This is a genomic window from Clostridium aciditolerans (assembly GCF_016316925.1).
In the GTDB taxonomy this organism is placed as follows: domain Bacteria; phylum Bacillota; class Clostridia; order Clostridiales; family Clostridiaceae; genus Clostridium_AM; species Clostridium_AM aciditolerans.
In genome coordinates this window covers 1-20611 of the sequence record NZ_JAEEGB010000037.1, presented here as the reverse complement: position 1 = coordinate 20611, position 20611 = coordinate 1, and the positions used below count along the sequence as shown (strand labels likewise).

23 protein-coding genes are annotated in these 20611 nt (G+C 30.7%); 16 read left to right on the top strand and 7 right to left on the bottom strand.

Annotated features, from left to right (window positions below; translation table 11 throughout):
* Positions 1–85: 85 nt before the first annotated feature.
* The 3 genes from I6U51_RS19940 to I6U51_RS19930 are packed head-to-tail and all read left to right on the top strand — an operon-like array spanning position 86 to position 3265.
* On the top strand, positions 86–340 hold the full coding sequence (locus tag I6U51_RS19940; protein ID WP_211144322.1) for a (2Fe-2S) ferredoxin domain-containing protein: 255 nt from the start codon (positions 86–88) through the stop codon (positions 338–340).
* Positions 337–2058 carry a [Fe-Fe] hydrogenase large subunit C-terminal domain-containing protein gene (locus I6U51_RS19935; RefSeq protein ID WP_211144321.1) on the top strand — a complete coding sequence of 574 codons (1722 nt, stop codon included), beginning with the start codon at positions 337–339 and terminating at the stop codon, positions 2056–2058. The genes I6U51_RS19940 and I6U51_RS19935 overlap by 4 nt, the downstream gene beginning before the upstream one ends.
* 34 nt (positions 2059–2092) lie before the next feature.
* Positions 2093–3265, top strand: a complete 1173-nt coding sequence (locus I6U51_RS19930) for a PP2C family protein-serine/threonine phosphatase (RefSeq protein WP_211144320.1) — start codon at positions 2093–2095, stop codon at positions 3263–3265.
* A gap of 98 nt (positions 3266–3363) precedes the next feature.
* On the opposite strand, the gene I6U51_RS19925 is transcribed toward I6U51_RS19930, so the two are convergent.
* Genes I6U51_RS19925 through I6U51_RS19915 form a run of 3 tightly spaced genes read right to left on the bottom strand, consistent with a single transcriptional unit; the run spans position 3364 to position 7508 of the window.
* The gene (locus tag I6U51_RS19925) at positions 3364–5088 is read right to left on the bottom strand and encodes an NADH-dependent [FeFe] hydrogenase, group A6 (protein ID WP_211144319.1); all 1725 of its coding nucleotides are present in this window, start codon (positions 5086–5088) and stop codon (positions 3364–3366) included.
* A 32-nt stretch (positions 5089–5120) separates the two neighbouring features.
* Positions 5121–7016, bottom strand: coding sequence for an NADH-quinone oxidoreductase subunit NuoF (locus I6U51_RS19920; protein ID WP_211144318.1), 1896 nt, complete (start codon positions 7014–7016; stop codon positions 5121–5123).
* Between the two features lie 12 nt (positions 7017–7028).
* A complete protein-coding gene (locus I6U51_RS19915; RefSeq protein WP_211144317.1) occupies positions 7029–7508 on the bottom strand; it encodes an NAD(P)H-dependent oxidoreductase subunit E in 480 nt (159 codons plus the stop codon).
* A gap of 615 nt (positions 7509–8123) precedes the next feature.
* Here I6U51_RS19915 and I6U51_RS19910 point away from each other — a divergent pair.
* Positions 8124–8627 (top strand): hypothetical protein, encoded by a 504-nt coding sequence (locus I6U51_RS19910; RefSeq protein WP_211144316.1) that lies wholly within the window; start codon positions 8124–8126, stop codon positions 8625–8627.
* A gap of 35 nt (positions 8628–8662) precedes the next feature.
* On the opposite strand, the gene I6U51_RS19905 is transcribed toward I6U51_RS19910, so the two are convergent.
* Positions 8663–9424 carry a tRNA threonylcarbamoyladenosine dehydratase gene (locus tag I6U51_RS19905; RefSeq protein WP_211144315.1) on the bottom strand — a complete coding sequence of 254 codons (762 nt, stop codon included), beginning with the start codon at positions 9422–9424 and terminating at the stop codon, positions 8663–8665.
* A gap of 310 nt (positions 9425–9734) precedes the next feature.
* Here I6U51_RS19905 and I6U51_RS19900 point away from each other — a divergent pair, with 310 nt between their 5' ends.
* The 3 genes from I6U51_RS19900 (at position 9735) to I6U51_RS19890 (ending at position 11811) form a co-directional block, all read left to right on the top strand.
* Positions 9735–10565, top strand: coding sequence for a carbon-nitrogen hydrolase family protein (locus tag I6U51_RS19900; RefSeq protein WP_211144314.1), 831 nt, complete (start codon positions 9735–9737; stop codon positions 10563–10565).
* Between the two features lie 197 nt (positions 10566–10762).
* Positions 10763–11104 carry a CidA/LrgA family protein gene (locus I6U51_RS19895; protein WP_211144313.1) on the top strand — a complete coding sequence of 114 codons (342 nt, stop codon included), beginning with the start codon at positions 10763–10765 and terminating at the stop codon, positions 11102–11104.
* Between the two features lie 5 nt (positions 11105–11109).
* Complete coding sequence (locus tag I6U51_RS19890) at positions 11110–11811, top strand: LrgB family protein (RefSeq protein ID WP_211144312.1); 702 nt, start codon at positions 11110–11112, stop codon at positions 11809–11811.
* Between the two features lie 99 nt (positions 11812–11910).
* Here the strand turns inward: I6U51_RS19890 and yedF are convergent, their stop codons facing one another.
* Entirely contained in the window at positions 11911–12492 is a 582-nt protein-coding gene (yedF, locus tag I6U51_RS19885; protein WP_211144311.1) for a sulfurtransferase-like selenium metabolism protein YedF, read from the bottom strand.
* Between the two features lie 333 nt (positions 12493–12825).
* Between yedF and I6U51_RS19880 the strand changes: the two genes are divergently transcribed.
* Positions 12826–14244, top strand: coding sequence for a glycosyltransferase family 2 protein (locus tag I6U51_RS19880; RefSeq protein WP_211144310.1), 1419 nt, complete (start codon positions 12826–12828; stop codon positions 14242–14244).
* A gap of 66 nt (positions 14245–14310) precedes the next feature.
* Here the strand turns inward: I6U51_RS19880 and I6U51_RS19875 are convergent, their stop codons facing one another.
* A complete protein-coding gene (locus I6U51_RS19875; protein ID WP_246517533.1) occupies positions 14311–15066 on the bottom strand; it encodes an ABC transporter permease in 756 nt (251 codons plus the stop codon).
* 2 nt (positions 15067–15068) lie between these two features.
* Positions 15069–15725 carry an ABC transporter ATP-binding protein gene (locus I6U51_RS19870; RefSeq protein ID WP_211144309.1) on the bottom strand — a complete coding sequence of 219 codons (657 nt, stop codon included), beginning with the start codon at positions 15723–15725 and terminating at the stop codon, positions 15069–15071.
* Positions 15726–15904: 179 nt separating this feature from the next.
* Between I6U51_RS19870 and I6U51_RS19865 the strand changes: the two genes are divergently transcribed.
* The 8 genes from I6U51_RS19865 to I6U51_RS19830 form a co-directional block, all read left to right on the top strand.
* Complete coding sequence (locus I6U51_RS19865) at positions 15905–16063, top strand: hypothetical protein (RefSeq protein ID WP_178909209.1); 159 nt, start codon at positions 15905–15907, stop codon at positions 16061–16063.
* A gap of 174 nt (positions 16064–16237) precedes the next feature.
* Positions 16238–17077: an SEC-C metal-binding domain-containing protein gene (locus I6U51_RS19860; RefSeq protein ID WP_211144308.1), complete on the top strand. Its 840-nt coding sequence runs from the start codon at positions 16238–16240 to the stop codon at positions 17075–17077.
* 81 nt (positions 17078–17158) lie between these two features.
* Positions 17159–17419, top strand: a complete 261-nt coding sequence (locus I6U51_RS19855) for a YkuS family protein (RefSeq protein WP_178909207.1) — start codon at positions 17159–17161, stop codon at positions 17417–17419.
* A 171-nt stretch (positions 17420–17590) separates the two neighbouring features.
* Positions 17591–18301, top strand: coding sequence for a pseudouridine synthase (locus I6U51_RS19850; RefSeq protein WP_211144307.1), 711 nt, complete (start codon positions 17591–17593; stop codon positions 18299–18301).
* 120 nt (positions 18302–18421) lie between these two features.
* Positions 18422–18964 carry a tRNA 5-(aminomethyl)-2-thiouridylate-methyltransferase MnmM gene (gene mnmM / locus I6U51_RS19845; RefSeq protein WP_211144306.1) on the top strand — a complete coding sequence of 181 codons (543 nt, stop codon included), beginning with the start codon at positions 18422–18424 and terminating at the stop codon, positions 18962–18964.
* A gap of 49 nt (positions 18965–19013) precedes the next feature.
* Positions 19014–19178 carry a YpmA family protein gene (locus I6U51_RS19840; protein ID WP_178909204.1) on the top strand — a complete coding sequence of 55 codons (165 nt, stop codon included), beginning with the start codon at positions 19014–19016 and terminating at the stop codon, positions 19176–19178.
* Between the two features lie 108 nt (positions 19179–19286).
* On the top strand, positions 19287–20162 hold the full coding sequence (locus I6U51_RS19835; protein ID WP_211144305.1) for a MurR/RpiR family transcriptional regulator: 876 nt from the start codon (positions 19287–19289) through the stop codon (positions 20160–20162).
* Positions 20163–20345: 183 nt separating this feature from the next.
* On the top strand, positions 20346–20611 hold a 266-nt coding region (locus tag I6U51_RS19830; protein ID WP_281396391.1), incomplete at its 3' end, for a Glu/Leu/Phe/Val dehydrogenase dimerization domain-containing protein.

The following is a 20611-nucleotide window of genomic DNA, read 5'->3' as shown; positions in this document are numbered from 1 at the left end:
CATCTATAAATAAAAATAAATCTATTGTATAGATGTTTTAAAAATTAAAAAAGCTTGTAAACTCACAATTATAGGAGTGGTATTTATGATAACTGTAAGTGTATGTGTAGGAAGTGCTTGTCACCTTAAAGGTTCCTATGATGTAATTAATAGAATTCAGGTGTTAATTGAAGAGTACAAAGTCTCGGATAAGGTTGAGTTAAAGGGAGCTTTTTGTTTGGGGCACTGTACTGAAGGCGTATCGGTAACTGTTAATGAAGAAGATAAGATTTACTCTGTCAATAGAGAAAATGTAGATAGCTTTTTTGTAGAAGAGATTTTAGGGAGGATTAGGCAATGAAATATATGAACTTCTCTAGAGCGAATTGTAAAAACTGTTATAAATGTCTTCGTTCATGCCCTGTAAAAGCAATTAAATTTAAAAATGAGCAGGCGGAGATTGTGGAAGACAGATGTATAGCATGTAGCCACTGTCTAGCTATATGTCCTCAAAAGGCGAGGCACATAGTAAGTGATTTAGAAAGAGTTAAAGATGCTTTATCATCTGGTAAAAAAGTTGTAGCAACTATAGCACCATCCTTTGCAGGAGTATTTGATGCAAGCCCAGGCAAATTTGTAGCAGTGCTTAAAAAATTAGGATTTTCATATGTAGAGGAAACAGCAGTTGGAGCAAATGTAGTTTCTGATATATACAGACAATATATAAAAAATTGTGAAATAAATAACTATATTTCCACAGCATGTCCATCAGTTAACTATATTATTGAAAAATATTATCCTAGTCTAGTTCAATACATGATACCAACAGTGTCTCCTATGATAGCTCATGGTAAGATTCTTAGAGAATTGTATGGAGAAGATAGTCTTATTGTATTCATGGGACCATGCATTGCTAAAAAAATTGAGTCAGAAAGTTTTTTAACTAAAGAAATAGTAGATGCAGTAATAACCTTTGATGAACTAAACGATTGGGTGGACAACCTTCATATTAATATTAGTGAATTAGAGGACTGCGAATTTGATAGAAGCTTTTTAAATAGTGACAGAAATTATCCTATTTTTGGTGGAATTGTACAATGCGTTCGTCCAGAATTAGATGAAAGAGGTATAGAAGTAATATCAGTTAGCGGTACAGAGGAATGTATGGAGTTATTTAAAAGCATAGAAAAAGGCGAGGTAAACAATGCCTTTATAGAGGTCAGTGCGTGTAAAGGAAGTTGTATAGGCGGTCCTGGTATGATTAATAATGAAAAAGGATATTACAAAAGAGTTCAAAAGGTTAAGAATTACATTAAAAGTATAGCTGATAAAGATGGTACAAGCGTAGAAATAAAAAAGCAGCTAGATTTCTCAAGAACTTTTATTGATAAAAGCATTACAAAAGAGATTGCAAGTGAAGAACAGATAGCAAAAATAATGAGGGAAATGGGCAAATATGGATTAGAGGATGAATTAAACTGCGGTGTTTGTGGATATAACACCTGCAAGGAAAAGGCTCAGGCTATATTTGAAGGCATGTCTGAAAGTAATATGTGTCTACATTACATGAGAAATAGAGCGGAAAGCGTAAGAAATGTCATATTTGAAAACACACTTAATTGCAATATATTACTAGATGGTGAAATGAGGATTAAAGATATTAATCCAGCAGCAGAGTCTGCTTTTATGGTTAAATCTCAAAATGTTAAAGGCAAACCTATAACTCTGCTAATGGATGATACCGACTTTAAATATGTAAAAGATACTGGTAAAAGTATAATAAGTAAAAAAGTCTCGCTGCCTAAATATAATTTGGACTTTATTGAAACAATAGTTTACATTGAAAAACAAGATATAGTTATGGTATCTATGGTTGATATTACTAAGGAAGAAAAAAATAAAGAAAAACTCATTGAGCTTAAAGAAAACACTATAAATGCTGCTCAGCAGGTAATTGAAAAGCAGATGAGGGTGGCACAAGAAATAGCGAGCCTACTTGGCGAAACTACTGCAGAAACAAAGATAACATTAACAAAACTTAAAAAAATTGTTGAAGGAGAAAATGACAGTATATTGTAACCATATCTACTTTTAAAAGGAGGTTGATAATCTAATGGATTATTTCATAGATGTTGCCTATGGAACTTTAATAAAACACGGAGAAGAACTTGCAGGGGATATGGTAAATGTAATTAGAATGGACAATTGTACTGTAATTGTTATAGCTGATGGGCTTGGAAGTGGAGTAAAAGCAAATATATTAGCTACCTTGACCTCAAAAATTGCAGGTACTATGCTTAAAGAAGGAGCAGATATATATGAAACTGTTGATACAATAGCTAATACACTGCCTGTTTGCAAAGTCCGAAATATAGCATACTCAACTTTTACATTAATTAAAATATATCATAATGGAGAAGCTTATATTGCAGAGTATGATAATCCTCCTATATTTATGATTAGAGGCGGTGCTACCATAGATATTCCTAAAAAGCAGCTTCATATAAACGGAAGACGAATTACAGAGAGCAATATAACCTTAAAAGAGGGAGATGTACTAACGGTGGTAAGCGACGGAGTTATTCATGCTGGGCTAGGAAACATATTAAATCTTGGATGGCAGTGGAAAGATGTTCAAAATTATTTAAAAAAGAGATCAGTAGAAGATTTAAATGCTCAAAGTCTTGCTAAAGATTTACTTGAGGTTTGTTGGGATCTGTACTATAGAAAGCCTGGAGATGATACAACGGTAGTAGCAATAAAAATAAGAAAGCCTTCATGTATAAATATATTTACAGGACCACCTAAAAATAAGGATGATGACAGTCGTGTTATTAAAAACTTTATCGGTAGTGAAGGTAAGAAGGTTATCTGTGGTGGGACTGCTGCTAATATTGCGGAAAGAGAACTTAAAAGAAAGCTTAAGGTAAACTTAAATTTTATAGATAAGAATATACCTCCAACAGCTACAATGGAAGGAATAGACTTGATTACAGAAGGAGTTTTAACCTTGAGCAAGGTTTTGGAAAAGGTTAAAAAATATGCTGATCCATTTTCGGAAGATAATGAAATTATCAATTTCAATGGTGAAGATGCTGTTTCAAAATTAGGAAAATTGCTAATTGAGGAGTGCACTCACTTGAATTTATGGGTTGGAAAGGCTGTAAATCCTGCCCATCAAAACCCTGATTTTCCTTCTGATTTAAGTATAAAATTGAAACTTGTAGAACAATTGTGCGAGGTAATGAAAAGTTTGGGAAAAAAGGTAACTGTAAATTATGTTTAAAATTTAATAAACAAAGATGGTGTCTCGGGGATATTGAGACACCATCTTTTTTAAACAATCCTAATACTTTTTAGGGTTTTAGGGATTAGGGCAAACAATTAACATTCGCGGCAAGTATAATGAGTATGAAGTAACTTATGAGCTTTTTCACTATTTGGTTTACCTAAGTATTCCTCATAAAGCTTGATTATAGCTGGATTTTCATGAGATTTTCTAATTGGCTTATTTCTATCTTCTTCGTACAATGCATTTGCTCTCTTAGATAAAATATCATAATTACCATGTATATATGGCTGACCGCCTCCGTCTATACATCCACCAGGACAAGCCATGATTTCGATTATTTGATAATTTGCTTCTCCATTTCTTATTTTATTAAGAAGTGTACGAGCATTTCCAAGTCCGCTAGCAATAGCAGCTTTTACTTCCATATCTTTAATTTTTATTGTAGCTTCTCTAATTCCATCTAAACCACGAATAACTGTAAACTCTACATCATCTAGTTTCTCGCCAGTTATCCATTCATAAGCTGTACGTAGAGCTGCTTCCATAACTCCACCAGTAACACCAAATATAACTCCTGCACCAGTAGATTCTCCAAGAATGCTGTCAAATTCTTCATTGTCTAATGAATTAAAGTCAATTCCAGCTTCTTTTATCATTTTAGCTAACTCTCTAGTACTTATAACTACATCTACATCGTTGTTCATTTCTTCTCTTGCTGCTTCGTATTTTTTAGCCAAGCAAGGCATTACTGAAACTACAACCAAATTTTTCGGATCTATATTCATCTTTTCAGCATAATAACTTTTAGCTATTGCGCCAAACATTTGCTGTGGTGATTTACAGCTAGATGGAACATCTAATAAATCTGCAAATTCATGTTCAAAGAAGTTTATCCAACCAGGACAACAGCTTGTAAGCATTGGAAGTCTTCCTCCGTTTTGAATTCTTCCCATTAATTCTGTTGCTTCCTCCATTATAGTTAAATCCGCAGCGAAATCAGTATCAAAGATTTTGTCAAATCCAAGGGAACGAAGTGATGCAACCATTTTACCTGTAACTGCTTTTCCAATTTCTATTCCGAATTCTTCACCTAGAGCAGCTCTTACAGCAGGTGCTGTCTGAACTACAACAAATTTATCTTTATCATTTAATGCATCCCATACTTTTGATGTATTGTTAACTTCAGTTAAAGCACCAGTTGGACAAACAGATACACATTGGCCACAGAAAGTACAATTTGTATCAACCATTGGCATACCAAAAGCAGGGGAGATAACAGTTTCAAAACCTCTGTTAACAGCTGATAAAACAGATACTGTTTGAATTTCGCTGCATACAGTTTCACATCTTCTACATAATATGCATTTATCTAAATTACGCTCAATTGAAGCACTGGAAGTATCTTTAGGATAAGTAGACATTTCACCTTTATATTTAATTTCGCGTATACCCATATCTGCTGCTAATGTTTGAAGTTCGCAGTTAGTATTTTTTTCGCAAAGTAAGCAGTCTTGTGGATGGTCGGATAAAAGAAGTTCCACAACTGTTCTACGAGCTTTTATAGCTTTTATAGAATTTGTTTTTACAACCATGCCTTCAGACACAGGAGTAGTACAAGCTGGAGCTAAGTTTCTTCTTCCTTCAACTTCTACCATACATACTCTACATGAACCAGGTTTATTTTCAACTCCATCATGTAAGTTTAAATGACACAATGTTGGTATATTAATTTCAAGTAGTTTTGCTGCTTGTAGAATAGTAGTTCCTTGTTCTACTTGTAGTTGTTTATTATTTATAGTGATAGTAACTAAACTCAAAACGTCCACCTCTTTCTTAAAAATTTCATGCATTACTTTTTGATTACTGCATCAACTGGACAGCCAGTAAAGCATGCGCCACACTTAATACACTTATCTTGTATGATAGTATGAAGCTCTTTAACTTTACCACTGATACATGATACAGGACAGTTTCTTGCACACTTAGTACATCCAATACATTTGTTTGTAATTTCATAGCGTACTAGGTTCTTACAAACACCTGCAGGACATCTTCTTTCTTTAACGTGGGCTACATACTCATCCCAGAAGTATTTCATAGTACTTAATACTGGGTTTGGAGCAGTTTGTCCAAGACCACAAAGAGAAGTATCTTTTATAGTCTGTGCTAATTCTTTTAAGTTTTCTAAATCCTGTTCAGTACCTTGTCCATTTGTTATTTTTGTTAATATTTCAAGTAAACGTTTGTTTCCAACTCTACATGGAGTACACTTTCCACAGGATTCTTCCACAGTGAACTCTAGATAGAATTTAGCTATGTCAACCATACAGTTATCTTCATCCATAACTATCATTCCACCTGAACCCATCATGGATCCGATAGAAGTTAATGATTCATAATCTATTGCAATATCTAAGTCTTCAGCAGGGATACATCCGCCAGAAGGTCCTCCAGTTTGAACTGCCTTAAACTTACGGCCGTTTTTAATTCCGCCGCCTATATCATAGATTATTTCTCTTAAAGTAGTACCCATAGGAACTTCAACAAGACCAACGTTGTTAATTTTTCCTGCAAGGGCAAAAACTTTTGTTCCTTTAGAACCAGCAGTACCGATTGAATTATACCAGTCAGCACCTTTATTTATTATTGCTGGAATATTAGCATAAGTTTCAACATTGTTCACACATGTAGGCTTATTCCAAAGTCCGCTTTCTGCTGGGAATGGTGGTTTGTTTGTAGGCTCACCACGGCAGCCTTCTACTGAATGAATTAAAGCAGTTTCTTCACCGCATACGAAAGCACCAGCACCATATTTTATTTCTATATCAAAGCTAAAGTTTGATCCTAAAATGTTTTCGCCAAGAAGGCCAAGTTCTTTAGCTTGCTTTAATGCTATCATTAATCTATTAACAGCAAGAGGATATTCAGCTCTAATGTATATAACACCTTTAGTAGCTCCAATTGCATATCCTGCTATTGCCATAGCTTCTAGTACACTGTTTGGATCTCCTTCAAGTATTGAACGATCCATGAATGCACCTGGGTCACCTTCGTCAGCATTACAGATTATATATTTTTGATCTGCGTCATATGCTTTAGCAAATGCCCATTTTTTGCCTGTAGGGAAACCGCCGCCTCCTCTACCTCTTAAACCAGAGTCAATCATCACTTTAATAACGTCATCTGGAGTCATATCAGTTAGAACTTTTCCAAGTGCTAAATAGCCTTCTGCTCCAATTGATTCAGTTATATCTTCAGGGTTTATTAAACCACAGTTTCTAAGAGCAATTCTTTCTTGCTTTTTATAGAAAGACATTTCATCTTGTCTTTTAACTTTCTCTTTTATAGTTGGTTCTTCATATAGAAGTCTATCAACTATTCTACCTTCTAATAGATGTTCAGTAACTATTTCAGCTGCATCATCTGGTGTAACGTGTACGTAGAATGCATTGTCAGGACTTATTTTAACTATAGGTCCTTTTTCGCAGAATCCAAAGCATCCAGTAACAGCTACTGTAACTTCGTCAGATAATCCTGCTTTATCTATTTCAGCTTGTAAGTTTTCGATAATCTTATCACTTTCAGCGGATTTACATCCTGTTCCGCCGCAAACTGTTACATAACGTTCACATCTTTTATTTTCAACAGCAAGTTCTTCTTCGTGAGAAGGTTCCCTCATATCTAATTTTTTTGAAAAATCTTGAGAAATTTTTTGGAGCTCTTCAAAAGAATTGATTCTATTCAATGCTGCTACCTCCTATTCATTATACTCATCTAAAATTTTATCAACCATTTGTTTTGTGAAGTGACCGTAAACCTTATCATTTACAGTAACTACAGGAGCAAGTCCACATGCGCCTACGCATCTTAAAACTTGAACAGTAAATTTTCCATCAGATGTAGTTTGTCCAACTTTTATACCTAATTTTCTTTCGAATTCTTCAAGAACTTCTCCTGCACCTTTAACGAAGCAAGCAGTTCCCATACATACGTTTATAACGTATTTACCTGTTGGTATTTCTGTAAAGTAAGAATAGAAAGTAACAACACCGTTAACCTTTGATACAGGTAGGTCTAATTTTTTGGCTACAAATGTCTGTACCTCTTGAGGCAAATAGCCAAAAATATGTTGGGCCTTATGAAGTACAGCTATTAAGGCTCCTTTTTTGTCAGAAAGATTGTCAATGAATTCACCAAGTTCTTTAAAATATTGATCTTTTAGATTATTTGAACACACTAAGGTATACCCCCTTTGAATGTATATGTTTTTTTCTCTGCAATTAAATTATATCAAACTTTTTTTGAAAATATAAGTGTTTTTTGAAAAAAATTAATAAAATAATAAATAAAAAAGAAATAATCATTATAAAAAGAAAAAAAGCACATATTATCTTGTTAATTAAAATACAAATTTCGACAAAGATTGATTGAGAAATAACAGGTAAAGTTTTCGATATTTTTAACAAGTGATTTTTTAGAAAAGAGAGAAAATTGCAATAAAGAAATGAAAAAAGATTAATTTTTATGTTGTATTATACAGATTTTCTATTGTAACTAGGTTAAGGAGAAGTGTTGGTGAATTATAAATTGCATAAATAGTTTGACAATAATGATGCTATTTTTATTATTCAATGTAAATTATTATTCTAATTAGTTTTAAAAATAATTAATTCATAAAAGGTGATTTATAATTTTTTTAATAAATATTTTAAACAAAAAATTTATTATTTTATGTAAATTTATAATTTAGTGAAAAAATTTACTGAGTATATTATAATTTAACTATAGGAAGGGAGTGGTAAGTTCTATTTATAGATAATATTAAAATATAAGAAGTTAGGTGTGAAAGTATTTGGGATTTGAAGAATTATTAAAAATAGCATTAATTGTTGCGTCAGTCATTCAGTTTTTTCTCTCCTTCATAAAAGGAAGAAGTATAAATAAAGAATATGGAGATAAATTATTTATACTTAACTTAGGATATGCAAAGAGAAGATTTTTAGCATTATTATTTATAGGTTTAATAGCTTATTTTATCTACGTAATAATAACAGGGTACTTTACAATGCTTGGAATATTTATAGTAGTATATTTTTTACTAAGCATTTATGATTTTAGCAAATTGAAAATAATAACGAGTACCGGTATCGGACAAAAAAGTTTTTATAGTAATTCCTATTATAATTTTACTGATTGGAGCAGTATTGTTGAATGGAATTGGTCTAAAGATAAGGAAGACCTACTTATATTTAAGATTAGAAAGAATGAAAAAATACAAACTAAAGATTGGATAGTTTCTACTTCAGAAAGAGAAGCTATAAATGAATTATTTGAAAAATATATTGACAAAGTATAATTAGAGTTATGGGTATAGGGGTCCAAATTGGAACCCTATATATATTCCTTAATAATATCTTTAACTACCTCTCCGCCTATTATCATACCAGCTACAGGAGGAACAAAGGATATACTTCCAGGTATCTGTCTTTTAGCACTACATTTTTTTGTTCCGCCAGTGCAAACACAGCCCTCCTTGCAGGTAACTACTTCTTCTAATTTTGGTTTCATAGGCATTTCATCAGAAAATAATACCTTTAAATTCTTAATTTCTCTTTTCCTAAGTTCATAGCGCATAACTTTTGCTAGAGGACATATCTTAGTATCATATATATCTACAATTTTAAATCTAGTAGGGTCAAGTTTATTTCCAGTACCCATACAACTTATTATATCTATGTTATGTTCCTTGCACCAAACTATCAAAGATAGCTTAGAAGAAACGGTATCAATTGCATCTACAACGTAATCGGTATCTAAAGGAATTATTTCGGCAATGTTATCTTCCTTTACAAAAGTTTGATGTATTTCAACGGTACATTTAGGATTTATCCTTAAGACTCTATCTCTTAAAACCTCAACCTTTGGTTTGCTGATTGTATCAAAGTTAGCATGTATCTGTCTATTTATATTAGTTAGACAGACAGTGTCATCATCAACTAGTACTAGGTGTCCAACTCCAGCTCTAACTAAGGCCTCTAATGTAAAGCTTCCTACACCACCTAAACCGAAAACTACAACTTTGCTATTTGAAAGCTTCTCTAGAGCTTCTTTGCCTACTAAAAGTTCTGTTCTTGAAAGTGAATGTTGTTTCATAATTATCTCCTCTATATTTATAAAAATGAATAGATTGATTCTCAGTATAAAAATTTTGTGGCACAAAATTTTTATCAATTGTCCTCTGTCTTCTAAAAAAAATTACGTCGTATTATTTTTATACTGCGAACTCTATATAGATAGTTTATAAAAAAGTAAATTGATAGTGTTTTACGTCATATAGTATATAGTAATATACGTAAATGTCAATATGAACTATAATAAAATTAATATTAACTTTATTAAAAATGATATAATATATTATAAGAAGAAATACATATTTATGCTTAGTTTCATGGGGGGATTTGTAATGGATAAAGTGAGAATAGCTTTGTGTCAGATGATGGTTGTGGCAGGCAAAAAAGAGAACAAAGAGAGAGCTAAAAAAATGATATACGATGCGGCGGATAAAGGCGCTAAAATTGTTTCACTACCAGAAATGTTTAATTGTCCATATGACAATAAACGCTTTAGGGAATATGCTGAAACTTTTCCACAGGGTGAAACTATAAAAATGTTATCAAATGCTGCAAAGGAAAAAAACATCTACTTAATAGGAGGATCGATTCCTGAGTTAGATGACCAAGGCAGAGTGTACAATACTTCTTTTATTTTTGATAATAAAGGAAACTTAATTGGAAAACATAGAAAGATGCATCTATTTGATATTGATATAAAAGATCGCGTCAGCTTTAAAGAATCAGAAGTTCTTACAGGGGGAAAGGATGTAACTATTGTTGATACAGAGTATGGGAAAATTGGAGTGGCAATATGTTATGATATAAGATTTCCTGAACTTCTTAGAATTATGGCTTTAAAAGGAGCTAAATTAGTTTTTATCCCGGCAGCATTTAATATGACAACAGGACCAGCACACTGGGAAATATTATTTAAGAGCAGAGCTTTAGATAACCAAATATATGTAGCGGGAATTTCCACCGCTAGAGATATAAATTATTCCTATGTAGCTTATGGAAATTCAATAGTAGTTAGTCCTTGGGGAGAGGTAGTTAGTAGATTAGATGAGAAAGAAGCAATACTAATAGAAGATATAGACTTTGATTATATAAATGAAGTTAGAGAATCCCTTCCTCTTCTCAAACATAGAAGAGAAGATGTATATAGAGTGAGTTTGCTATAAACAGAATTCTTTAATCCTAGGTTCTTATGCTTAAGTTTAAGAACTTAGGATTTATTATTTGTTGTATACAATTTTAAGTAATAGAAAATTTTTTATATTTTATCTTTTTCGAAAAAAGAGGTATGACCACTAAAAGAGTGTATATTATTATAGTGTGTGTAAATTCATATATTCAAAATTAGAAAAGAGGTTTTAACATGAAGATGATTAGGCAACTCGCAATTATCCTTATAATTTGCTTTTTAGGTGAACTGCTTAGAAAAGTTTTTAATTTAGCTTTACCCGGTAATGTAATTGGAATGCTAATTTTATTTATCTGCCTATCCACTGGAATTATAAAGATAGAGGCTATAGAGGAGGCAAGTAAATTCTTCTTAAATCATTTAGCGTTTTTCTTTCTACCGGCAGGAGTAGGGTTAATAACTTCGGTAGGAGTTTTAAAAGATTACTGGCTGTATATTGTATTAATAACCATTATATCAACTATAGTTGTTATGGTAACAACGGGAATAACAGTGCAATTATTTAAGAGGAGTTGAGTATCTTGAAAGAATTAATTTCTACACCATTATTTGGTATAATGCTATCTTTAATAGCTTTTGAAATAGGATGTATTATAAATAAAAAAACAAGGCTTCCTATATTTAATCCATTATTTATAAGTATAGTATTAGTAATAGCTTTTTTAAATATTTTTAATATAAATGTTGCTGATTATGATAAAGGCGGACAGTTCATTGCTTTCTTTCTATCTCCCGCTACAGTAATATTAGCTGTACCTCTATATAAAAAGATAGAACTATTAAAGTCCCATGCAGTGCCAATAATTTCTGGGATAACAGTAGGTAGCATAGTTAGTATTATTACTATAATATCATTATGTAAGTTATTTGGTTTACCAAAAACTATAAATGTGTCCCTAATACCGAAATCTATAACAGTACCTATAGGAATTGAGGTATCAAAACAGTTAGGCGGAATAACTTCTATAACTGTAGCAGTAATAATATTAACAGGAATAATTGGAGCGATAATAGGACCATATATATGTAAGTTCTTTAAAATAAAGGATAAAGTGGCAATAGGTGTAGCAATAGGAACAGCCTCTCATGCTGTTGGGACTACAAAAGCAATTGAAATGGGAGAGATAGAAGGTGCCATGAGCAGTTTATCTATAGGTATCGCTGGAATTATAACTGTTATAATAGCACCTATAATAGCAAAAATTTTTAATGTTTTAATGTAAATTCATATTCCTTATTTTAACTCAATAAGAGCCTAAGAAAACTTATGCTTTAACAAGATTTCTTAGGCTTTTATTGCTTATGTATATATTAATAATACATTATAACTTTATGGTGTTATCAGATGAGTTCATTTTCTCTACTATTGTATACATATTAGTGATCTCACCAACTGCTAGTTTTTCTTTTAAATCATAAAAATCAAGACAGGTTCCACAGCTCAATACGTTAACGCCTTTTTCAGCAAGTTTCTTTATACTGTCTAAAGAATCTGATTCTTCAACAGTAAGCTTCACACCAGCATTTAAAAATAGTAAGTCTGAAGGTAAATTATCACTCTCGGAAAGAGCATATAGATAGCTTTTCATTAAGGTTGCACCAAGCTTGTCATCTCCAAGTCCCATCTTATCAGTAGAGATAACAATTGTGAGCTTTTTAGTATCAAAACTCATAGGTTTGCATGAACAGGCTCCTTTTGTAACAACAATATAATATAAGTTATCTTTTTCTTCAACACTGCTATTAAATCCATTGCTTTCAGCAAATTTAACTACGTTATTTTTGGATACTTCATTATCTACTATTACAGTAGCCTCACCTTCTTCTATAGCATCAAAGTATTTTTTTGTGTTAATAACTGGTTGTGGGCATTTTAAACCTTTGCAATCAATTGTATTTTTCATCTTGTCATCATCCTCCTGAAATAAAAATAACAACATAATTATATATTATGAATATTTGGTTAAATTAATATATAAGAAATCAATTAAAAACAATTGTATAATTCTTAGATAAATTATATCATAATGGTATATTTACAACTATAGTTTTTAATAATAGTAATAAGGCTAACTATAATGAAATATTATATACTTTAAAATAAATTAAGTAAAAATTAATAATCAGAAGATTCAAACATATAAGTTTGTAGGTGAAATTTGTGGTATTATGGTATACGGTATTTTATGTTTAAGACTTGATGAAGTGTCACAATAAATATAGAAAGGATTTTTGTAATGAAGGATTTTATTGCTAATTCGACAGCTATTTTTCAGATATCTACTTTTGTAATTACAATGTATTATTTGATGCTTTCATTATTTGGGCTCTATAAAAAAGAAGATAAAGGTGCAGAAAGTTGCGAACCACAAAAAAGATTCGCGTTATTAGTAGCAGCTCATAATGAAGAAATGGTTATTGGTAAGATTGTAGAGAGCTTGTTGGAGATTGATTACCCTAAGGAAATGTACGATATTTTTGTTATAGCAGATAACTGTAATGATAATACTGCTAGCATAGCTAGAGAACATAATGTTAATGTTTGTGAAAGAAATGTTACTGATAAAAGAGGTAAAGGATATGCTTTAGAGTGGATGTTTGATAAAATATTTAAAATGGATAAAAAATATGATGCTATAGCTATTTTTGATGCGGATAATCTTGTTTCAAAAAACTTTTTAAAAGAAATGAATTATAAGCTGCTTCAAGGATATAAGGTTGTACAAGGCTATATAGATAGTAAGAATCCACATGATTCTTGGATTACTGAATCATATTCTATAGCATTTTGGAGTGCTAATAGATTATTCCAATTAGCTAGAGCTAATGTTGGATTATCAAATCAAATAGGTGGAACAGGATTTTGTATGGACGCAGCAACTCTAAAGGAATTAGGATGGGGAGCTACTTGCCTTACAGAGGATTTAGAGTTTAGCTGTAAGCTAATTTTGAATGGACATAAGGTTGGTTGGGCACACGATGCCATAATATACGACGAGAAACCACTTACGCTAAAACAATCGTGGAATCAAAGAAAAAGATGGATGCAGGGATTTGCTGATGTTGCATCAAGATTTTTCTTTAAATTAATGAAAAAGGCTGTAAAAGAAAAGGATTTTGTAGCTTTTGACTGTGCTCTATATGTTGTTCAACCATTTGTAGTATTATTATTAGCTGTAGCTACAATATTAACTTTTGCACAAAATAGTACAGCTGGAGGATTAAATATATTTGCTATAAATCAAAAGATGCATGATCTTGGACTAGACAATGTTTGGAAAGCATTTTGTATATTTCAATTTCTACTTACTCCATTTATAATGATGAAAGATAAAAAACTATCAAAATCATTGTTTGCCATATTATCAGTATACTCATTAAATGTTTTTGTATATACTCATTTAATAAAGTTTTTAGATACTCAAGATTTTATAATTATATTATTTGTGCATATAGCATATACTGTAATATTTTTGTTGATTACTTACATGATTCTGGGAAAACATAATTTCTTAATGTTCTTCAGATATCTTTTATATGGTATATACACATTAACATGGATTCCAATAACAATACAGGGAATAATGGATAAAGACAATAAAGAATGGAGTCATACAAAGCATGTTAGACAGATAGGTATCCAAGAAGTTGAATAATAAAAATAACCGTTTAACATATATACAAGCCTGAAATAACAAATTAAGTTAGTTCAGGCTTATATTTTATATTAATTGTTTTCTTTCATTAAAAAAGCATCTATAAGACAAATAACAGGCTACAAAGGCTGCTATTGAGGTAGTTGACAACAGCATAAAGGTAACCATTATCTGAAATCTTATAGCCTGTAGTGGGGAGGTACCAGCTAAAATTAAACCTGTCATTGTTCCAGGTAAAGAAACAATTCCTAAAGTTTTCATTGAATCGATAGTAGGAAGCATTCCTGTTTTTATAGAATCCCGTATTATATCAATAGAAGAAGGTAATATATCTGCCCCCAAAGCTAGCTTTGTCTCAATTTCAGCTCTTCTATTTTTGAAATTTGAAGTTAACTGTCTGTAACAGAGGCCAATAGCTACCATTGCATTGCTAATAATCATTCCACCAACGGGGATTATTTCATAAGGCTCATATTTGATTGCTTTAGATGCTATTAGAACCAGCATGGTAGTTATGGTACCGCTGGATATTGCACAAAAGGATACTAGAATTACATGCTTTATTCCTTTGGCTCGATTGGATGCATTATGTGATGCGCTTAGTATCATAAATAGCAGCAATAAGCTTGTAAATATGGGGTTTTTAAGCCCAAAAATGAAGTTTAGAATGTAACCTATAATAGAGAGCTGAACTATAGCTCTAACCACACCTATAATAGTTTCTTTCTCTAGATTTAGTTTTTGATATCTTGAAAAAACAAGTGATATAATAATTAAGGATGATGATACAAGGAGAGAGGATATATTCATTGTGTTACTCATAATTATCTCAGCACCTCCAGGGACTTCAGAGAGCCATTTTCTATTGTTAAAATCTTATTTGCATACTTTCTGCTTTGTTCAGGATTGTGAGTAATCCATAGAATAGTTACCCCCTCCTCATTTAAAATATTTATAATATTTTCTACTATTTTTGTATTATCTACATCCAGAGCAGAAGTTACCTCGTCTAAAAGTAAAACTTCAGGTTTAATTATCAAAGATCTTATTAAAGATATCCTTTGCTTTTCACCGCCAGATAAGTTTGTTGTGTCTTTTTCTAAATAGTCTGTAGACATGTTGAAAAGATTTAAAAGGTACTTTACTCTATCCATATTTGCTGGTTTATTTCTAATTTTATAAGGAAAAGTCAAATTTTCTAATACAGTATTTCCAAATAGATGTGGAGTTTGAAAACAATAGCATATATTTTTCCTAATTTCAATTGGATCATAGTCTAGCATGTCTATACTTTTATAAAGTATTTTACCGCTGCTTGGTTTATGTAAATGGCTGCACAACTTTAAAAGTGAGCTCTTTCCACTTCCAGAGGGACCAACTATAGAGATAAAATCTCCAGCTTCAATCTTAAAAGATAAATTTTTTATAATGGAGCTATCATCATTTGAAAAATAAACATTAATAAATTCTAATAAGGACAAATTTATCACCTCGCATTTTATATGATTACACAATCTGTAATTATACACTTGAATAATAAAAATTTAAAGAGATATAAAGTAAAATCTGTATTAGAGTTAAAATTTATTATATATATTTTAGAAAAAAGAATATTGAGTTTTATATTTGGAAAAATATATTTGAGAGGAGTGTATATGGTATGAATAGTATTGATAAAAAACATAAATATGAACATACCAAAGAATATGCTGAAGAACTTTTTGCAAAAGGTATGTGTATGGGAGAAGTAATGAAAAAGACCAATTTAACAGAGGAGAAAATTGCTGAAACGAGAAAAGAGCTAGATGGAGAAGAATAAATTATATAATAGATAAATTTTCATGCATAAAGGTGAAGATTTGTCTATTATTTTTTATTAATTTTATGAGTAAATTATTCGTTTAAATTGTTTAATATGATTGATATAATATATAATGAAAATTTAAAAATGTTAATACTGTTTCATAAAAGTATTTGACAGATGAGGTGACATATGAAAGAAAAATTATATAGTATAGAGAAAAAAATAAAGATTCAACCTAATGACCAATGTATTTGTGGCAGTGGCTTAAAATATAAAGAATGCTGTTTAGATAAAAAATTTGATTATAAAACTTTAGGCAGAAATTATGAAGGTAGGGATATAGTTTTTAATTCCACCGAAATCAATAAGCTTTATGAATATATTTCTAATTTTCTATTAAAAGATATTTTAGATAAAGAATTAAGTGTTAGTAAGGGAAAAGAATATTTGAAACACTTGTATAAGAATGCTCAAAATGGTACAAGTCACTTTGCTAAATATGTGACTTGTAAAAAAGGGTGCAGTGGCTGCTGTCATATATACATGGACTGCACCGCTATTGAAGCAGAATTGATAAGAGAGTATATATTAGAAAACTTTAATGAAAAGCAAATTATGTGTTTAAATAGTAAAATAAAAGAAACTATAGATCAAGTACCAGAGCATGAGGATATACTTAAGGCTAGTAATAAAAATGATTTAATTAATAAATATGGTGCTAAACATTTACCATGCATTTTTTTATCAGAAGATAACAGTTGTTTAATATATGAAGTAAGACCTTTTAATTGCAGAAAGCTAATAAGCTTTTCAAAGAATACTGATTGTATGGAGAGTGAGAGCATAGTTAGGCCTAATATATCTATAAATAATATTGTCGCCTATTCTATTAATCATCTTTCAATGAACATAACTAGATATAGAAAATTGAAAATCTATTCTAAAGATGAATCAGAGTATAAATCAATTTATAAATCCATTCAACATTGGTTTAGCAACGGTTTTAGCGAAATTAATAGAACTCTATAGCAGACTTCATCAAAATCTTTTAATGAAAATAATGAATTAGTTTTATTATTTTTGTGAAAAATAATGTTGGAGGTGTTGAATGTGAAAAAAGTTGCAGTTGAAAAAGGATTAAAGGACCTTGAACAATACTTATCAAAGGAAGGATATAGTGTAAAGGAATTTGAGATGAACAGTACAGAAAACTCAAGTTTTTATGATCAATTTGATGCAGTTGTTATAACTGGTGGAAGTGTAAATGTTATGGGATATGAAGACACTATGACTAAAACCCCTCAAATAATAGCAGATGGCTTAACAGCAGAAGAAATTAAAAGTCAAATTGATAGTAAAGCTGTAAAATAACAAGATATTTATAGTAAGAAAGCATAGGCAACTTGATGATATATAAGTCAGCTTATGCTTTCTTAGTTTTAGATTGAATAAATTGTAAAATTTTTACTTGCATGTATATTAATTTAATTATAAATTAATATAGTAGTAAAATTATACATGCAACTAGGAAAGGTGATAACCATGGAAGAAAGATTGCAGAAATATATGGCTAGATGCGGAGTAGCATCGAGAAGAAAATGTGAAGAAATTATTTTATTGGGAAAAGTTAAGGTAAATAACAAGGTTGTTAACGAATTAGGATATAAAATTGATGCAGATAATGACAAGGTTACTGTTGATAATAAATTAATAAAGCCTGAAGAAAAAAAGGTTTATATAGCATTAAACAAGCCTGAAGGGTATGTTTCTACAGTTAAGGATGAAAAAGGAAGAAAGACTATAATTGATTTAATAAAAATTGAAGAAAGAGTGTACCCTATAGGAAGATTAGATTATGATACATCTGGGTTAATACTTTTAACAAATGATGGAGATATTTATAATAAAATAATACATCCGAGAGAGGAAAAAAATAAGATTTATATAGCAATTATTAAGGGGATACCATCAAAAGAAGAGATAGAAAGATTCGAAAATGGAATAAATATAGACGGATACATTACAGCAAAAGCTTCATTTAAAGTTCTAAAAAGTAACAGTGACTGCTCGGAAGTAAAAATAATGATACATGAAGGTAAAAATAGACAAATTAGAAAGATGTGTGAAGCAATAAAACATCCTGTATTAAAACTAAAGAGAGTACAGATAGGAGATATTAAGCTAGGGGATTTGCCTAAAGGTGAATGGAGATTCCTTAATGATAATGAATTAAACTATTTAAGGAATCTATAAAGGGAATTTATGGAAATAATTTACATAAGTAATAATATGTAAACAATGAAAAGAAAGTTATTGATTTAACAATTATAACATAATAAAATAATATAGAAATACCCATAAGGAGCGTAATTTATGTACAGATACGTTACAGACGTAAGTAAGCTATCTCATTATATAGTAAAGAACTTTTGTATTAATTTTAACGTTGCGGTAGATGCTACACTAGGTAATGGATATGACAGTGATTTTTTAAGTAAAAATTTTGCAAAAGTTTATGCTTTTGATATACAGAAATGTGCAGTTGATAAATATACAGAAAAAAACATAGATAATGTTTATCTAATTAATGATTCGCACGAGTATTTTTCTAAATATATAAATGAAAAAGTTGATTGTATAATGTATAATTTGGGCTTTTTACCTGGAGGTGATAAGAAGGTAACAACCAGATGGGAATCCACATTAAAAAGTCTAGAGGATGCTTTAAATATAATAGATGAAGGAGCGATTGTAAGCATAGCTCTTTATAGAGGACATGAGGAAGGAAAAAAAGAGGAAGAAATAGTTATAAACTATGTTGAAAAGCTTCCGAAAAATAAATATGGAGTTATGATTCATTCCTTTGCAAACAGAGACAATAATCCCCCAATTTTAATAATAATAGAAAAAAAGTAACTGGAGGTGAAAATTTTTATCAAATTAATAAATTTGATAAAAATAAATTATGAAAGATAAATTAGAATTAATAGCAGCAAAAGAATTCACATACTATGATGAAATGTATAAAGTGGTTGATTTTTTAAATAAAAATCTTAGTGAACATGACCTTGTATTTGGGATAACCGAAAGAGATGATAAGCATATAATAAATATTTACAAAGAAAAGTGATTAACAATTGAAAGAAATATTGAAAAATGGTTCAATAGATGTTAAAATGAAATAAATATTTCATAATTATTGCAAAAAAAGGGGATTAGAAAGAAAGGACTGAAAGACATGGAAGATGGAAATAAACAGGATCTAATGAGAACAATACAAATTAAATTTCCTAGGCTTAGTAAGGGACAAAAGCTAATTGCTGAATACATTTTAAAGCATTATGATAAAGCAGCTTTTATGACAGCAGCGAAACTTGGGGTAAGTGTTGGTGTAAGTGAATCTACTGTAGTTAGATTTGCAAATGAACTAGGATTTACAGGATATCCTAAATTGCAGAAGGCTCTACAAGAGTTAATAAAAAACAAACTTACCACTGTTCAGAGAATTGAGCTATCTAATGACTTTGTTAGTGAAGAAAGTGCATTAAAAGGTGTGCTTAAATCGGATATGGAAAATATAAGAGCAACTCTTGAAAAGATAAATCATAAAACTTTTGAGGACGTTGTAAATAGTATATTTACTGCCAAAAAGATATATATTATTGGACTTAGAAGTTCGACTGCACTTGCTGAATTTTTAGGTTTTTATTTAGGATTAATTTCGGACAACGTTAAGGTAGTTGGATATGGAATAAGTGATATATTTGAACAGATGATTAATGTAACTGAAGATGACTTGGTTATCGGCATAGGTTTTCCACGTTATGCTGCAAGAACAATTGAATCATTAGCTTTTGCTCAAAGTAGAGGTGCAAAAGTTGTTGCTATTACTGACAGTTTACTATCACCATTAGCAGCTAGAGCAGATTATACATTAATAGCACAAAGCAATATGGCTTCATTTGTTGATTCACTAGTTGCACCTTTAAGTGTAATAAATGCATTAATAATAGCTGTTGGTTTAAGGGAAAAAGAAAAGATATCCTCTACATTTACGGATTTAGAGAACATTTGGGAAGAATATCAGGTGTATTCATTTAAAGAAAGTGACTAAATTTTAAAAGGAGAAGTTTTACAACTTCTCCTTCATTTTCTATTTAAAAAATTTTTTAAATAATCAAATTTTTTTAAAAAGAAAGAAGGAAAAAATGAAATATTGGAGAATATATATATTGTAAAATACATCACATAATAAAAGTGATGAATAACATACATAATCATGGGGAGGGTTTTTATAATGACAAAAGAAAGAGTAACAGCTTATATCAATGGAGTTATTGAAAACGTTAAGAAAAGAAACGGCAGTGAACCAGAATTCCTACAAACAATTGAAGAAGTTTTAGGTTCTTTAGGACCAGTACTTGAAAAGCATCCTGAGTACATCGATGAAAACCTTTTAGAAAGATTCTGTGAGCCAGAAAGACAAATCATGTTTAAAGTTCCATGGACAGACGACAACGGAAACGTACAAGTTAACCGTGGATTCAGAGTACAATTCAACGG

Coding starts and splice junctions, on each gene's coding strand:
- I6U51_RS19930 (WP_211144320.1), top strand. CDS start 2,093: ATGGATTATTTCATAGATGTTGCCTATGGAACTTTAATAAAACACGGA.
- I6U51_RS19880 (WP_211144310.1), top strand. CDS start 12,826: ATGAAGGATTTTATTGCTAATTCGACAGCTATTTTTCAGATATCTACT.
- I6U51_RS19835 (WP_211144305.1), top strand. CDS start 19,287: ATGGAAGATGGAAATAAACAGGATCTAATGAGAACAATACAAATTAAA.
- I6U51_RS19865 (WP_178909209.1), top strand. CDS start 15,905: ATGAATAGTATTGATAAAAAACATAAATATGAACATACCAAAGAATAT.
- I6U51_RS19860 (WP_211144308.1), top strand. CDS start 16,238: ATGAAAGAAAAATTATATAGTATAGAGAAAAAAATAAAGATTCAACCT.
- I6U51_RS19840 (WP_178909204.1), top strand. CDS start 19,014: ATGAAAGATAAATTAGAATTAATAGCAGCAAAAGAATTCACATACTAT.
- I6U51_RS19940 (WP_211144322.1), top strand. CDS start 86: ATGATAACTGTAAGTGTATGTGTAGGAAGTGCTTGTCACCTTAAAGGT.
- mnmM (WP_211144306.1), top strand. CDS start 18,422: ATGTACAGATACGTTACAGACGTAAGTAAGCTATCTCATTATATAGTA.
- I6U51_RS19905 (WP_211144315.1), bottom strand. CDS start 9,424: ATGAAACAACATTCACTTTCAAGAACAGAACTTTTAGTAGGCAAAGAA.
- I6U51_RS19935 (WP_211144321.1), top strand. CDS start 337: ATGAAATATATGAACTTCTCTAGAGCGAATTGTAAAAACTGTTATAAA.
- I6U51_RS19895 (WP_211144313.1), top strand. CDS start 10,763: ATGAAGATGATTAGGCAACTCGCAATTATCCTTATAATTTGCTTTTTA.
- I6U51_RS19875 (WP_246517533.1), bottom strand. CDS start 15,066: ATGAGTAACACAATGAATATATCCTCTCTCCTTGTATCATCATCCTTA.
- I6U51_RS19900 (WP_211144314.1), top strand. CDS start 9,735: ATGGATAAAGTGAGAATAGCTTTGTGTCAGATGATGGTTGTGGCAGGC.
- yedF (WP_211144311.1), bottom strand. CDS start 12,492: ATGAAAAATACAATTGATTGCAAAGGTTTAAAATGCCCACAACCAGTT.
- I6U51_RS19850 (WP_211144307.1), top strand. CDS start 17,591: ATGGAAGAAAGATTGCAGAAATATATGGCTAGATGCGGAGTAGCATCG.